The 13530-nt window shown below is 70.7% G+C and carries 14 protein-coding genes and 1 pseudogene; 12 read left to right on the plus strand and 3 right to left on the minus strand.

The genetic code is table 11. The features are described from left to right. Window positions 1-54 precede the first annotated feature (54 nt). The 3 genes from ACZ4MF_RS42790 to ACZ4MF_RS42800 form a co-directional block, all read right to left on the minus strand. Window positions 55-1122, minus strand: coding sequence for a hypothetical protein (locus ACZ4MF_RS42790; protein WP_467498978.1), 1068 nt, complete (start codon window positions 1120-1122; stop codon window positions 55-57). Beyond that, window positions 1110-1760: a hypothetical protein gene (locus tag ACZ4MF_RS42795; RefSeq protein WP_467498980.1), complete on the minus strand. Its 651-nt coding sequence runs from the start codon at window positions 1758-1760 to the stop codon at window positions 1110-1112. The genes ACZ4MF_RS42790 and ACZ4MF_RS42795 overlap by 13 nt, the downstream gene beginning before the upstream one ends. Before the next feature lie 317 nt (window positions 1761-2077). Further along, the gene (locus tag ACZ4MF_RS42800) at window positions 2078-2467 is read right to left on the minus strand and encodes a hypothetical protein (RefSeq protein WP_467498982.1); all 390 of its coding nucleotides are present in this window, start codon (window positions 2465-2467) and stop codon (window positions 2078-2080) included. 263 nt (window positions 2468-2730) lie between these two features. On the opposite strand from ACZ4MF_RS42800, the gene ACZ4MF_RS42805 reads away from it, so the two are divergent. The 12 genes and pseudogenes from ACZ4MF_RS42805 to ACZ4MF_RS42860 all read left to right on the plus strand — a co-directional run. Next, entirely contained in the window at window positions 2731-3483 is a 753-nt protein-coding gene (locus ACZ4MF_RS42805; protein WP_467498984.1) for a hypothetical protein, read from the plus strand. A 20-nt stretch (window positions 3484-3503) separates the two neighbouring features. Then, the gene (locus ACZ4MF_RS42810) at window positions 3504-4493 is read left to right on the plus strand and encodes a hypothetical protein (RefSeq protein ID WP_467498985.1); all 990 of its coding nucleotides are present in this window, start codon (window positions 3504-3506) and stop codon (window positions 4491-4493) included. Continuing rightward, window positions 4490-5797 carry a CpaF family protein gene (locus tag ACZ4MF_RS42815; protein ID WP_467498987.1) on the plus strand — a complete coding sequence of 436 codons (1308 nt, stop codon included), beginning with the start codon at window positions 4490-4492 and terminating at the stop codon, window positions 5795-5797. The genes ACZ4MF_RS42810 and ACZ4MF_RS42815 overlap by 4 nt, the downstream gene beginning before the upstream one ends. Window positions 5798-5799: 2 nt before the next feature. Next, on the plus strand, window positions 5800-6744 hold the full coding sequence (locus tag ACZ4MF_RS42820) for a type II secretion system F family protein (protein WP_467499004.1): 945 nt from the start codon (window positions 5800-5802) through the stop codon (window positions 6742-6744). Next, on the plus strand, window positions 6741-7664 hold the full coding sequence (locus ACZ4MF_RS42825) for a type II secretion system F family protein (protein ID WP_467498989.1): 924 nt from the start codon (window positions 6741-6743) through the stop codon (window positions 7662-7664). Before ACZ4MF_RS42820 ends, ACZ4MF_RS42825 begins: the two co-directional genes overlap by 4 nt. 64 nt (window positions 7665-7728) lie before the next feature. Continuing rightward, complete coding sequence (locus ACZ4MF_RS42830) at window positions 7729-7980, plus strand: hypothetical protein (RefSeq protein ID WP_467498991.1); 252 nt, start codon at window positions 7729-7731, stop codon at window positions 7978-7980. Window positions 7981-8127: 147 nt separating this feature from the next. Further along, window positions 8128-8508: a TadE family protein gene (locus tag ACZ4MF_RS42835; protein ID WP_467499005.1), complete on the plus strand. Its 381-nt coding sequence runs from the start codon at window positions 8128-8130 to the stop codon at window positions 8506-8508. Next, window positions 8508-8930 (plus strand): TadE/TadG family type IV pilus assembly protein, encoded by a 423-nt coding sequence (locus tag ACZ4MF_RS42840; protein ID WP_467498993.1) that lies wholly within the window; start codon window positions 8508-8510, stop codon window positions 8928-8930. The genes ACZ4MF_RS42835 and ACZ4MF_RS42840 overlap by 1 nt, the downstream gene beginning before the upstream one ends. Next, complete coding sequence (locus tag ACZ4MF_RS42845; protein WP_467498994.1) at window positions 8927-9388, plus strand: pilus assembly protein TadG-related protein; 462 nt, start codon at window positions 8927-8929, stop codon at window positions 9386-9388. Before ACZ4MF_RS42840 ends, ACZ4MF_RS42845 begins: the two co-directional genes overlap by 4 nt. A gap of 105 nt (window positions 9389-9493) precedes the next feature. After that, a complete protein-coding gene (locus ACZ4MF_RS42850) occupies window positions 9494-12457 on the plus strand; it encodes a BTAD domain-containing putative transcriptional regulator (protein ID WP_467498996.1) in 2964 nt (987 codons plus the stop codon). Beyond that, a complete protein-coding gene (locus ACZ4MF_RS42855) occupies window positions 12454-13191 on the plus strand; it encodes a prepilin peptidase (protein WP_467498998.1) in 738 nt (245 codons plus the stop codon). The genes ACZ4MF_RS42850 and ACZ4MF_RS42855 overlap by 4 nt, the downstream gene beginning before the upstream one ends. A 70-nt stretch (window positions 13192-13261) precedes the next feature. Then, window positions 13262-13530, plus strand: a pseudogene (locus tag ACZ4MF_RS42860) (dehypoxanthine futalosine cyclase); the annotation flags it as partial.

The following is a 13530-nucleotide window of genomic DNA, read 5'->3' on the forward strand; positions in this document are numbered from 1 at the left end:
GTCGGCGGCCCGACGTCGACGGGCCGCCTTCGAGTGCCAACTCAGTTCCGCACTTCAGTGGTTCACGGACTGGATCTCCTGGACCTTCACGTCCTGTTCCTTGCCGAACGTTCCATCGGGCAGTGTTCCGCCCGGCGTGCCCGTGCCCGTCCAGGTGATCGCCCAGGTGACCGTGGCCTTCAGCGGGAACGTTCCGTTGCCGGAGGAGCGCAGGTACGTGATGCCGCAGGGTGGGGTCTGGTCGGCCATCCCCTTGGCGTAGGCCTGCCCGATCGAATGATCGCTGCTGAAGGCGCACTCACCGGAGGAAGGGAAGGTCTTGGCATCGGGCGTGCCGGGCTCCAGCTTCAGCGAGACGGGCTCGGCGGTCGTGGTGGCCTGGATGTTCAGGCCGGGGACGTTCAGCGAGGCGGTAACGGACACCTTTTTGAACGTGGCCTTGTCCAGCCAGGCCCAGGTGGGGAGATTGACCTTGGTGACGTCGGCCGGAGCGAGCGAGACCTTGGTGTCCGGCAACTTGATTCGGTTGTAGGCGAGTTCGGCCAGGATCTCCGGCGAGATCGCTTGTTTGACCGGCGGGGTGTCGCCGTTCTTCACCCAGAAGGGGAGGTCACTGCATTCCCAGGCCGCCGGATCGTTCAACCGAGACGGGTCCTGTGTGGAGACCCACCAGTTGCCTTCATTGGACTTGTCCAGGTTGTAGTTCTTGTACTTGCCGTTCTTGTACATGTTCCGGTACTCGCCCGTCGCCTCCTTGGCGTAGTCGGGCTGGCCCGGGTCGTTGACGACCTGGTTGTAGCCGTCTTCCATTTCCTTGGAGAACTGCTGCGCCGATATCGGCTCGTACCAGCAGGCGGGCGGCGTCCAGTTGCCGACGGGGGTGACCGCGGAGGACGACGGGTCGCCGGCGGACCGGGTGGAGCCGGAGAAGGAGACGCGGGACTCGATCGTGTGGCCGTCCTGTCGCGCACTGGTGCTCGTTTTGCCCTGGGTGCCGCCGCCCGGGCTCAGGTCCGCCCAGGCGGGCGGTGCGATCACGCCGCAGGTCAGGGCGGTGGCGCCTGCCACGATGGTCCATCTCTGCCAGGTGGTCGTCGAGCGACCGCCGATCAGGGCATGCATGCCTTGTTCCCCCTGTCGCTCCTGAGAGCGGATGTCTGCCAGACGCCTTTAGTGCTCTTTCCAAGGCGCGCAGTGTAGAGAATGTACGATTTGTCGGTCACCGGAGTCGTGTCGATCTTTCCCGTCTTCCGGCTTTTCCCGTATGCCTTGCCTTCGAATGAGCAGTAGCTCAGCGTCGCGCTGTTCGCCGCGTACACGTTGACTTGGGGGTCGAAGTAGCGAGTCGTCCCTGTCAGAGTGAGGCCCGCATCCTTGACCTGCTTGACCCACTGAGCCGCTCCCACGAGGGCATCCCCTGTGTAGTAGAAGCCGAGCGACGGCTCGTCGGGGTTTGCCTGGGAGAGGGCGTAGTTCGTGGCGTCGATACGCCGTTCGGAGTCGGCGAGTACTGGGCCGGTCTTGGGGTCTGCGGTATTCCAGCCTGCGAAGACATCGTGCACATCGGTGGGCAGCGTGATCCTGGGGCGGGGTGCGCCATCGTTCGGCGAAGTGCTGGGCGAAGGCGAGGAGTTCGCAGTGCCGGCGCCGGCGATCTTGTCGTTGCCCTTTGACGAGCTGCCGCCACCACCGCACGCGGTCAACAACAGGGATGCTGTCGCGGCCAGCACGGCAGCTACGGGCACGGAACGGCTCTTCACGATCGGCTCCCCCGGAGACGTGAGTTGAGTCAGGATGCATGACGCTACCGGTGCGCTGTTCGGTTTCTGCAGGCAGATACTCTCAAGGTCAAGCAAACTCACGGAAATTCAAAAGAATTAGTCAGGTCGGCTTTGCGTTCTGCGCCTTGACGACAGCCGGCGGGACCTTGGCGTCGCCGGTGGTCCGCTGGAGGAAGGCCTGACTGTCGATGGCGAAGTACGTGGCCATCGGGTCGCCGAAGCGGAAGACCTGCGTCCGGACGGTCTGGGTGTGACCGTACGCGTCGTCGAAGTCGGTGGCGAGGGCGAGAGCCTCGTCACCGCCCGTGGGGGACGGTTCTGACCCCGTCCGGCTCCTTCTTGGCGGCTATCCGGGTCAGGGACGCCTGCGGGGAGCCGATCGGGAGGCTGTTCATCGCGTAACCCGCCGACAAGCAGGCGGGCTTGTCCATCGTCAGGTCCTTCTGCGACGTGGCCGGGCCGTAGTCGGAGTGCGGCTTCGACGCGAGGTACCCTGCCGCGTCCGTGCCGGTGGGGATTCGTTGCTGAACCTGTTGGGTTGGACTGACTGTCCTTGTGGGGGAGGCCGATGTCGGCGAAGTCGGGGTGTCCGGGCTGCGCTTGGCGCCTGCGCCGCCACACCCGGTGAGCGCGGCCAGGGGCAGCAGCGACAGCATGAACGCGGCCAGGATGGTCGAACGCTTCATGCGGGCTCTCCTGGGTGGTTCGGGGATCTGGCGAGCCCTGGTCATCGGCGTTTTCGTAATGACTGCACCAAGTGCGGAACTGCAGTGACGATGTGACGTGTGGTCAAGTCCGCTGTCTCAGGGCGGGAGGGGATCGCCCTTGAGTGGTCTATATGGTGTTGATACCGTGCGGAGGCTCGACGCCTGAACTTGGCTGCACACAGGGTAATTTGACGAAGTAACCAGCTACTTGAAGAATTCTTTGGCTGTTCGGGGGCAATTGCGTGAAGATCCAAGAGCGTACGGGGGCCGGTGCCGGGCGTGCCGCCGTTCCGGCGCAGTCACCCGTCGGTGACCGCCTCCCCACCCCGCCCCGTGAGCGCAAGCCCGCCCTCGCCGCGCTCGCGGTGCTGCTCATCCTGCTCGGTGCCCTCGGTGCGACCACGCTCGTGCTGCGGGCCGGGAACCGGATCGAGGTCGTCAAGGTGACGCAGCCGATCCAGGTCGGGCAGTCCGTCAACAGCAGCAACTCCACGTCCGTGATGGTGGCCGCGGACAACAGCATCGACTACGTCCGGTGGGACCAGCTGGGCGCCTTGAAGGACTACAAGGCGCGGACCACGATCTACCCGGGCACCGTCGTCGTGGGCCAGATGTTCACCAAGGGCGACGTGCTGCCGGCCGGCAAGGCCGTCGTCGGTGTGTCTCTGAAGGACGGCCAGTACCCGGCGGACATCCAGGCCGGTGACACGGTCGCCGTCTACAACGTCGACAGCGGCGGTTCGGGGTCGGGCAAGACGGGTACGGGGGCCGGGACCGGGTCCTCGTCCTCCGGTTCCGCGTCCTCCGGGGCCCCCGTCGCCACCGCCAAGGTCGGCTACAAGAAGGACGGCGGCGACGCCACCATCAGCAGCGGCAATCTCTCGCTGACCCTGATCGTCGACCAGGCCGACGCCGCCGCCGTGACCCGTGCCGCCTCGAACGGCGCGGTCGCCGTCGTGCACGTCTCCGACTCCGGCTCCGGCTCCGGCAACTAGTAAGGCGGACCCCGGATCTCATGGCGCTCATCGCTCTCGCCGCCGACAAGGGTTCCCCCGGCGTCACCACCGCGGCCGTCGCGCTCGCCGCGGTCTGGCCGCGCCGTGTTCTGCTCGCCGAGACCGACCCGGCGGGCGGCGATCTCGTGTACCGCAGCACGGCCGCGCACGGCGGGCCGCTCAATCCCAACACCGGACTGCTGTCGATCGCCGCGACGGCCCGGCGCGGGCTGGTGCCCGATCAACTCTGGGACCATGTCCAGCCGTTGAGCGGTGGGCTGGAAGTGCTCGTGGGGCTCGGTGTCGCCGAACAGGCCGCCGGGCTGGTCAGCCTGTGGCCGACGCTCGGGCGCTCGTTCGCCGCCCTCGCGGACTCGCCCCAGGCGCCCGCCGACGTCATCGCCGACTGCGGACGCGTCAGCGGTGACACCCCGGCCGTCGAGCTGTTCCCCCACGCGGCGCTCGTCCTGCTCCTCTCCCGCACCGAGCCCGAGGCACTGGCCCGGGTCCGGGACCGGGCTGCCCACCTGTCCGCGCGGCTGCACGGCGGCTCGCGCGGTGCCGCGGCGCTCGCCACCCCGCTCGTCGGCGTCGTCCTGATCGCCGACCCGGCGGGTTCGGGCAAGCTCGTCAACCAGGTCAACGACATGCTGGTGCACGCCCAGACCGGTGCCAGGGTCGTCGGCACCCTCGCGGACGACCCGGCCGGCGCCGACATGCTGGCCGGGCGCAAGCGGGGCCGCCTCGACAAGTCGCTGCTGGTCCGCTCGGCCCGTAAGATCGCCGGCGATCTGAACCAGCAGTACGGCGCCGCCTGGGCTGTTTCCGCCCAGGCCCAGCAGGGCCACCACATGCAGCAGCCGCACCAGGGTCAGCAGCCCCAGCAGGCTCAGCAGACCCACCAGGGTCAGTACCAGCCGCCGTACCAGCCTCAGCAAGGCCAGCCCCAGCAAGGCCAGCCGCAGCCGCCGTACCAGCACCGGCAGGGGCACATGGGGGCCGGCCGATGACCGCGGTCGACCATCAGCTGGTCAAGCGGTTCCGGCAGGACGCCGGTGACCGGATCGCCGAGCAGCGGCGGCTGGACCAGGTCAGTGGCGTCGCGCCGATGTCCACGGAGGACGAGCGGCAGTACGCGCGCGCGGTGATCGCGCAGATCCTGGAGGAGCACGCCCGCGCCGAGATCAACGCGGGCCGTGCGCCGCTGGACGCCGAGACCGAGGAGCAGTACGCCGCCGCCGTGCACGCGGCGCTGTTCGGCGTGGGGCGGCTCCAGCCGCTGCTGGACGACCCCGAGGTCGAGAACATCGACATCAACGGCTGCGACCAGGTCTTCGTCGGGTACGCCGACGGGCGTGAGGTGAAGGGCGAGCCCGTCGCGGAGACCGACGAGGAGCTCATCGAGCTGATCCAGGTGCTCGGCGCCTACTCCGGTCTGTCCTCGCGGCCGTTCGACTCGGCCAACCCGCAGCTGGACCTGCGGCTGCCCGACGGCTCCCGGCTCTCCGCGGTCATGGACGTGGCCCGGCGGCCCGCGTTGTCCATCCGGCGTGCCCGCATGGGCAAGGTGTTCATAGCCGACCTGGTCGGCAACGGCACGCTGACGCCGGAGGTCGCCCATTTCATGGCCTGCGCGGTCCGGGCCCGCAAGAACATCATGATCGCCGGTGCGACCAACGCCGGAAAGACCACCCTGCTGCGCGCGCTCGCCAACGAGATCCCGCAGCACGAGCGGCTCATCACCGTCGAGCGCGCCCTGGAGCTGGGCCTCGACACCTTCCCCGAACTGCACCCGAACGTCGTCGCGTTCGAGGAGCGACTGCCCAACTCCGAGGGGCATGGCGCCATTTCCATGGCCGAACTGGTTCGCCGCAGCCTCCGCATGAATCCCTCCCGCGTCATCGTCGGCGAGGTGCTGGGCGACGAGATCGTCACCATGCTGAACGCGATGTCGCAGGGCAACGACGGTTCGCTGTCCACGATCCACGCCAACAGCTCCAGCGAGGTCTTCAACCGTATCTCGACCTACGCGTTGCAGGCGTCCGAGCGGCTGCCCATCGAGGCCAGCCAGATGCTGATCGCGGGCGCGGTCAACTTCGTCGTCTTCATCCAGCGGCGCAACAACTACGAGAGCGGCGGCCGGCTGCAGCGCATGGTCACCTCCGTCCGTGAGGTCAACGGCGTCGACGGCCGCGTCCTGTCCAGCGAGGTCTTCGCCGAGGCCGCCGACGGACGGGTCGTGCCACATGCACCCATCGCCTGCCTGGAGGACCTGATGCCGCACGGCTACCGGCCCCACGGAAGCTGGGGGTGAGCATGGACCTCGGTGCGCTCGGCGCCCTGTACTCGACCACGGTCCTGTACGCCATCGGCAGCGGTGTCGCCGCCGGCGGCGGACTCGCGTTGCTCCTGATCGCTGTCCGCGGCCTGCCGGCGAAGCCCGAGCACGAGAAGCAGCGTGCCAACGAACGCGCCGCCGAACTCGCCCGGTTCGCCGGACGGCGCGGCTCGCTCGCCGTGGGTGTCGGCCTTGTCGTGCTGCTGCTGACCCGCTGGGTGGTCGCCGGTATCGCCGCGGGCGTCCTCGTCTTCTTCTGGAACCGGCTCTTCGGCGGTGCCGCCGAGGAACGCGCCGCCATGCGCCGCGTCGAGGCCCTCGCCTCCTGGACCGAGTCCCTGCGCGACACCATCGCCGGCGCCGTCGGCCTGGAGCAGGCCATCCCCGCCTCCGCGCGGGCGGCCGCCCCGGTGCTGCGGCCTCATCTGGACGCGCTCGTCGACCGGCTGCGTGCCCGCACTCCGTTGCCCGACGCGCTGCAGCTGCTCGCCGACGAGATCGACGACGCCTCCGCCGACATCATCGTCGCCGCGCTGATCCTCAACGCCCGGCTGCGCGGCCCCGGTCTGCGCCAGGTGCTCGGCGCGCTCGCCAAGTCGGCGCGCGAGGAGGTCGACATGCGTCAGCGCGTGATGGCCCAACGCGCCTCCACCCGGCGCTCGGTGCAGATCGTCGTCGCCGTGTCGGTCGCGTTCGTCCTCGGACTCGCCGTCTTCAACCGGGACTTCGTCGCACCGTACGGCACCCCCGTCGGACAGCTCGTCCTCGCGCTCGTCTGCGCCCTGTTCGCGCTCGGGTTCTGGTGGCTGCGCAAGCTGTCCACGATCGAGACGCCCGAGCGGTTCCTGGTCCGGGACGAGTCGGCGGTGCTGTTCGTGCGGCCCCGCTCCGCGGTGGCCCAGGAAGACGGGGTGCGGGGATGAGCCTCACCCTGCCGATCGTCGTCGGCGTCGTCTTCGGGCTGGGCATCTACGCCCTGATCCGTGCGCTGATGCCGACCAGGCGCAGCGCGGTCGCCCAGGTCGCGCGGATCGACGCGCTGCGGGCGCGTGGAACGGCGTACGAGTCCGCGCGCCGGACGAAGGAGGACGAGGGCCGGTTCGGCGCGCTGCGCGCCCGTGTCGGAGCCCGCGTCTCGGAGTTCTACCTCCAGCAGGGCTGGGAGCAGCGCTCACTCCGTGCCGACCTGGCCGTCCTGGAGCGGAGTTGGGAGAGGTTCCTCGCGACCAAGGTGCTGCTGGCGGTCGCCGGTCTGTTCTTCGGGCCGTTCCTCTTCGCGGTGGTCTGGACGATGGGCATCGGCTCCAGCCCGGTCATCCCGGTCTGGCTGGCCCTGGCGTGCGCGGCGGTGTTCTTCTTCCTGCCCGACGTCGAGGTACGGCGGGACGCGGCCGACAAGCGCCGGGACCTGCGCCGGGTCATCGGGGCGTACCTGGACCTGGTGTCGATGAGCCTGGCGGGCGGACGCGGCCTGCCGGAGGCCCTGATGGCGGCGGCCGAGATCTCCGACGGCTGGGCCAACCAGCGCATCCGCAGCGCCCTGGCCGACGCCCGGATCACCGGGCACAGCCAGTGGCAGGCGCTGGGCCGGCTGGGCGAGGAACTGGGTGTGGAGGAGCTGAAGGACCTGTCGGCGTCGCTGGCGCTCGTCGCGGACGACGGTGCCAAGGTGCGTGAGTCGCTCGCCTCTCGCGCCGAGACCATGCGGCACCGCGAACTCGCCGAGATCGAGGGCAGCGCGGGCGAGAAGTCCCAGTCGATGCTCGTGGCGCAGCTGCTGCTGTGTGCCGGCTTCCTGGTGTTCCTGATCTTCCCCGCGGCGATGCGGGTGTTCCAGGTGTGAGCGGTCTCGGAAGAACTTCGACCAACTGCTGCACGAGACGAGACGACAAAGAGGACAACTCATCATGAACGGACGGAACTTCAGTACCGGGATCCCGGCAGTGGATTTTCTGGTCACCTACCTGCGCGGCCGCGTGGAGCGGGCCCGGTCCGGTGAACTGGACCGCGGTGCCTCGGCGGTGGAGTGGGTCATCATCTCCGCGGTCGTGGTGGCGATCGTCGGCGTGGTGGCCGCCATCATCAACAGCGCGCTGAGCGACGGCGCCAACAAGGTCGGCAACTGCATCAAGGGCGCGAGCGCGTCCAAGACCTGCTGAGCGTACGTACGACACGACGGGTGGCTCGGGCGACGGGGTACGGGGGGTGACGGGGTGACGGGGGCGCCGGTGAACGTCTTCGGCAACGCCGGCAGACGGGTGCGGCGGCGGGCCGCGGCCGCGCGTGGCCGGAACGGCGACTCCGGCATGACCTCGATCGAGTTCGTGTTCCTCACGCCCGTCCTCTTCTTCATGATCTTCGCGACCGTCCAGTTCGCGCTGTACTTCTTCGCCGACCACGTGGCCCAGGCGGCGGCCCAGGCGGGGGCGCGCAAGGCCCGCGCCACGGCCGATGCGCAGCCCGGCGCGTGGCGCGGTGAGGCGCGGGACGTGGTCGACTCGTACATCCAGCAGCTCGGTCCGCAGTTGGTGCTCTCGCCGGACGTGCAGACGGTGCAGCCCGAGCAGCACACGGTGGGCGTGGTGATCACGGCGCGGGTACCGACGGTCTTCCCCGGGCTGGACCTGACCGTCCACGCCCAGTCGTCGGGCCCGGTGGAGCGGTTCGTGAAGGAGCCCGGGAACTGATGCGCTCCTGGCTGAGAAGGCGCTGCGCGGCCGCCGACCGCGGGCTGTCCACGGTCGAGGTGGTCATCCTCGCCCCCGTGATGATCCTCTTCATCCTGGTGCTGGTGGCCTTCGGCCAACTCGTCGACGGCCGGGGCGCGATCGACGGCGCCGCCCGCGACGCGGCCCGCGCGGGTTCGATCCAGAAGGACCATGGGACGGCGATGGAGGAGGCACGCAGGGCCGCCGAGGCAGACCTGTCGGACGTCTGCTCCGGCCCGGTCTCGGTCGTCCAGACCAGCCAGGGCTTCGCGCCCGACAGCATCTTCACGGTCGAGGTGAGCTGCCAGGTGCGTGGTCTGGCCATGCTGGGCCTGGACATCCCCACCCACCTCTCGGCCAGCTTCTCCTCCCCGCTCGACCCGTTCCGGAGGTCGGCGTGAGAGACGTCGTACGCACCTGGTGGGCCGCGCGCCGCCGCCGTCTGGACGACGGGGGTTCGGGCGCGGGCGCGGTCATCATCTTCGCCCTGGTCTTCCTCTCGCTGGCGGCCTTCGTCATAGACGGCGGCCTGTCCATCTCCAAACGGGAACGCGCCGCCGACATCGCGGAACAGGCCGCCCGGTACGCCGCCCAGGACATCGACAAGAACGCCCTGTACGAGAACCAGGGCGGCGCGGCGCCGATCAAGTACCAGGACTGCGACGCCCGGGTGAAGGCGTTCGCCCGTGAGATGGGCATGAGCACGGCCGACATCGGCGCGACCCACTGCGTCGCCGCGGACGCCGACCAGGTGGAGGTCGAGGTCCAGTTGACGTACCAGCCGGTGTTCACAGGGCTGTTCTACGGCGGCGACGTGGTCGTGCGCGGGCGGTCCGTGGCGAAGAACGAGGTCGGCTGAGGAATGCGCTGTTTCCACACTGTCAGTCCCGGTCCATAGGATCTCTGCAGGCTCTCGACAACGCCCCACCGCACACTCCCGCCCCCACGACCCAGGACACCCGCCATGGCGCGACGCAGCACATCAGGCTCGACGGGAAGCCCGACGGGCCCGCGGAACCGCACACCTCACCCGGTACAGGTACGACGGCGCACGTTCGGGGACTTCGTCATGGCGTTCCTCGCGTTCGTCGCCCTGCTCGCGCTCGTCGTCGGTGTACCCGGTGCGCTCGCCGTCTTCGTGGGCTGGCCGCTGCCGCACGGGTTGCCGTCGCAGGACTGGCTGACACAGGAGATCACCGTGCAGACCTTCCTGCACGTGCTCACCGTCGTCGTCTGGCTCGCCTGGGCCCAGTTCACCGCCTGCGTGCTCGTGGAGATCAAGGCCGCCGTCTCCGGCGTCGGCCTGCCGGGCCGCGTCCCGGGCGCCGGCCCGAGCCAGCTGCTCGCACGGCAGCTCGTCACCGCGCTGCTCCTCGTCGGTGCCACCGCCGCCAGCCTCACGCCCGGGCTGTCGCAGCTCGGGCAGCACGCCGGCCTGGAGGGCAACCAGAAGGGCACGGTCGCCGCCGCCCAGCAGACGCCGGGTCTCCTTTCCCCGCAGCAGGCCGAGGCCCAGCGCGCGGCAGCGGCCGTCGCCGAGCAGGCGGACCACGCCGCGGCGCAGGCCCGGTCGGACGGAGGCAAGCACGAGGGCACCAAGTTCTACCGGATCCAGCCGCCCGAGGGCCGTCACCACGACTCCCTGTGGGAGATAGCCCAGCGCCACCTCGGTGACGGGCGCCGGTACAAGGAGATCTACGAACTCAACAAGGACCGTCTCCAGACCGACGGCTCACGCCTCACCGAGGCCAGCCTGATCCGTCCCGGCTGGATCATGGAGATGCCCGGCGATGCCCACGGCGGCGAACTCGTCGAGATGCCCGACGCGCACGTCTCCCCGGCCGCGCAGAAGCAGATCCAGCAGTACGACAAATCCGGCCACCACGCCCACGCGCATGAGCAGAACGGCCGGCACGCCCAGGGCGACGGCCACGCGTCCGTACCCGCGCAGCGGGGGCCGGCCACCAGCACCGCGGGCGACGGCGCCGCAGCGGCGGGCCGGCAGCACGCCACCGCCGCCCGGGACGCTTCCTCCTCATCCTCCTTCGGCCTGTCCGAAGCCCTTGTCGGCGCCCCGCTGCTCGCCGCCGGACTGCTCGCCGCCCTCGGCCACCGGCGCCGACAGGCACTGTGGCAGTCGGCGCTCGCCGCCGTCGGCGGCCGGCGCGGCATGGAACCCCCCACCCCGACCGGCGACGCCCGAAGCGCCCAGGACGCGCTGCTCGTCGGCGCCGACCCCGAGGGCGTACGGCTGCTGGACCGGTCGCTGCGCGGGCTCGCCGCCGCCCTCGCCGCAGAGTCCCGTCCGCTGCCCGTGGTCTATGCCGCCTGGCTCAGCCGCGGCGATCTGCACCTGCAGCTCGCCCAGCCCGCCGGAAAACCGCCGGCACCCTGGCGGCCCGGGCAGGACCAGACCTTCTGGGTGCTGTCCCGCACGGACGCCGAGCGCTACGGCGACACGGACACCGCCGCTCCCTACCCCGGCCTGGTCAGCCTCGGCACCATGGACGACTCCCGGCTGCTGCTCAACCTGGAGGCGGTGCCCGGCATCGTCTCGCTGAGCGGTCGCGCGTCCGACCGGGCCGCGGTGTTCGCCTCGGTCGCCGCCGAGCTCGCCACCAACGGCTGGTCGGACCGCATGACCATCACCCTCGTGGGCTTCGGCGAGGACCTCACCGCCCTGGCACCCAACCGGCTGCGCCACCTCGACGGCATCGAGGCGCTGACCGAGACCATGGAGGCCGAGACCCGGCAGCGGCGCGGCGCACTCGGCGCCGCCGGCCACGACTCGGTCCTCACCGGCCGCACCGGCCCCGCCCAGCACACCCGTTGGGCCCCTCATCTGGTGCTGCTCGCCGCCCAGCCTTCCGCCGAGGACGCGCTCAAACTCGCCGAACTCGCCGCCGACGCCAGCCGCCTCGGCATCGGCTACCTCGTCGGCACCGAGGCCGACGACCTGCCCGGCGCCGCCTGGGAGATGCAGATCACGCACGAGGGCAAGCTGCTCGCGCCACTTCTCGGGCTGGAACTGGACGCCCAACTGCTGCCGGCCGCGCAGCAGCGCGCGGTCGTTGAACTGTTCGCCCAGGCCGACCCGGAGCACGATCCGGACGGCCCGGCCACCACCCCGCCCTTCCTCGTCGACGTCACCGAACAGGGCCGGCCCGCGGTCTACGCGCGCCTCGTCGGGCCGTACGAGATCATCGGCCTCGACACCCCGGACGACGACCGCAGCACCCTGCTCCGGGAGGCGCTCGCGCTGCTGCTCATGCACCGGGAAGGCGTCCACCCGCGCGTGCTCGCCGCCGCGTTGTGGCCCCGTGGTGTGACCGAGGACGTCCGCGACGCACTCGTCGAGCGGCTGCGCGCCTGGCTGGGCACCGACCCCGACGGCAGCCCGCGACTGCGTGCCGACGAGACCGGCCGGCTCACTCTCGCCACGTCCGTCGTCTCCGACCTGGACGTGCTGCGCTCCCTCTACCACGAGGCCACCCAGGGCAAGGGGGCCGAAAACCGCGCGGTCCGCGGACGCATGCTCACCGACGCGCTGGTGCTGGTACGGGGCCCGCTCCTCGCCGACCGGCCGGAGGGTCGTTACGACTGGCTCGGCCACGAGATCATCGACGCCCAACTCCCGCTGCTGATCGCGGATATCGGCCTCGCGCTCTCGGCGTTCCACCTGGAGAAGGACCGCGCGGAAAAGGCGATCGAGGCACTCGACGCGGCGCTGCGGACTGCTCCGACGGACGAGCGCCTGTGGAACGAGGTGCTGCGCGCCACCCACGCCACCGGCGACCCGGACCGACTGCGCGCCCGCGCCGCCGATCTCCGCTCGCGCAGCGGCGCCCGAGGTCTCCCGCCACGCACCGAGGCCCTTCTCGACGAACTCCTGCCGACCTGGCGCGAGGGCGCCACCGCGGCCGGATGAGCGGCGTGCCGCTCTGGACCGCCGCCGTGCTGTGGGGTGCGGCGGCGGGGGCGCTGCTCCCCAGAGCCGCCTGCCGCTTCGCGGTCCCGGCGGGGGAGGGCTGGCGAGACCGGTGCCCGCGGGGACACGCGCTGCGCGGCTGGCTCGGACCGGCACGCTGCGGGGAGTGCGTGCGCGGCGGGGAGCGCGGGCGGACCGGGGAGGCCTCCCTCCTCGCCGCGGTCACCGCTCTCCTGTGCGCCGCCCTCACCGCCGCCACCGGAACCCGGCCGGAACTGGCGGTCTGGCTGCTGCTCGCGCCCGTCGGGGTGCTGCTGGCCGTGGTCGATTTCAGGGTGCAGCGGCTGCCCGACCCGCTGACCCTGCCGCTCGCCCCGGCCGCCCTCGCCCTGCTGGGCCTCGCCGCGCTGCTGCCCGAGCACGCCGGCCACTGGCTGACCGCGCTGTACGGTGCGCTCGCCCTGGGCGCGGGCTATCTCCTGTTGTTCCTCGTCCATCCCTCCGGCATGGGCTTCGGCGACGTGAAGCTGGCGGTGGGGATGGGCGCGATGCTCGGCTGGTACGGCTGGTCCGTCGTGCTGCTCGGCGCCTTCGCCGGTTTCCTGCTGGGCGCGGTGTACGGCGGCGCGCTGGTCGTCGTACGGCGGGCGGGGCGCAGGACGGCGATCCCGTTCGGGCCGTTCCTGCTGTCCGGCGCCCTGGCCGGACTGTTGATCGGCGCCTGCGCGGCCTGAGGTCAGCGGGGTGAAACGGCTGGCGTAGGCTGGTTCGGTCCGTCCACGTTCCTTGCGGAAAGGCAGCCCGGTGACCGAGAAGGCCGACCTCGCTTCTGTTGATGTCACAGCCGTGCTCGACCGAGCCGCCGACGGCGGACGCATCACCCCGGAGGAAGCTCTCGTCCTCTACCGCGACGCCCCGCTGCACGCGCTGGGCGCGGCCGCCGACGCCGTACGCCGCCGCAAGTACGCCGGGACCGAGCACATCGCGACGTACATCATCGAGCGCAACATCAACTACACGAACGTGTGCGTCACGGCGTGCAAGTTCTGCGCCTTCTACGCGGCCCCCAAGGA

The sequence above is a fragment of the Streptomyces sp. NPDC025793 genome, assembly GCF_055558375.1.

What these genes read in the sequence shown, in the direction of transcription:
- ACZ4MF_RS42790 (WP_467498978.1), bottom strand. Translation starts at nt 1,122, where the DNA reads ATGCATGCCCTGATCGGCGGTCGCTCGACGACCACCTGGCAGAGATGG.
- ACZ4MF_RS42800 (WP_467498982.1), bottom strand. Translation starts at nt 2,467, where the DNA reads ATGAAGCGTTCGACCATCCTGGCCGCGTTCATGCTGTCGCTGCTGCCC.
- ACZ4MF_RS42810 (WP_467498985.1), top strand. Translation starts at nt 3,504, where the DNA reads ATGGCGCTCATCGCTCTCGCCGCCGACAAGGGTTCCCCCGGCGTCACC.
- ACZ4MF_RS42815 (WP_467498987.1), top strand. Translation starts at nt 4,490, where the DNA reads ATGACCGCGGTCGACCATCAGCTGGTCAAGCGGTTCCGGCAGGACGCC.
- ACZ4MF_RS42820 (WP_467499004.1), top strand. Translation starts at nt 5,800, where the DNA reads ATGGACCTCGGTGCGCTCGGCGCCCTGTACTCGACCACGGTCCTGTAC.
- ACZ4MF_RS42825 (WP_467498989.1), top strand. Translation starts at nt 6,741, where the DNA reads ATGAGCCTCACCCTGCCGATCGTCGTCGGCGTCGTCTTCGGGCTGGGC.
- ACZ4MF_RS42830 (WP_467498991.1), top strand. Translation starts at nt 7,729, where the DNA reads ATGAACGGACGGAACTTCAGTACCGGGATCCCGGCAGTGGATTTTCTG.
- ACZ4MF_RS42835 (WP_467499005.1), top strand. Translation starts at nt 8,128, where the DNA reads ATGACCTCGATCGAGTTCGTGTTCCTCACGCCCGTCCTCTTCTTCATG.
- ACZ4MF_RS42840 (WP_467498993.1), top strand. Translation starts at nt 8,508, where the DNA reads ATGCGCTCCTGGCTGAGAAGGCGCTGCGCGGCCGCCGACCGCGGGCTG.
- ACZ4MF_RS42850 (WP_467498996.1), top strand. Translation starts at nt 9,494, where the DNA reads ATGGCGCGACGCAGCACATCAGGCTCGACGGGAAGCCCGACGGGCCCG.
- ACZ4MF_RS42855 (WP_467498998.1), top strand. Translation starts at nt 12,454, where the DNA reads ATGAGCGGCGTGCCGCTCTGGACCGCCGCCGTGCTGTGGGGTGCGGCG.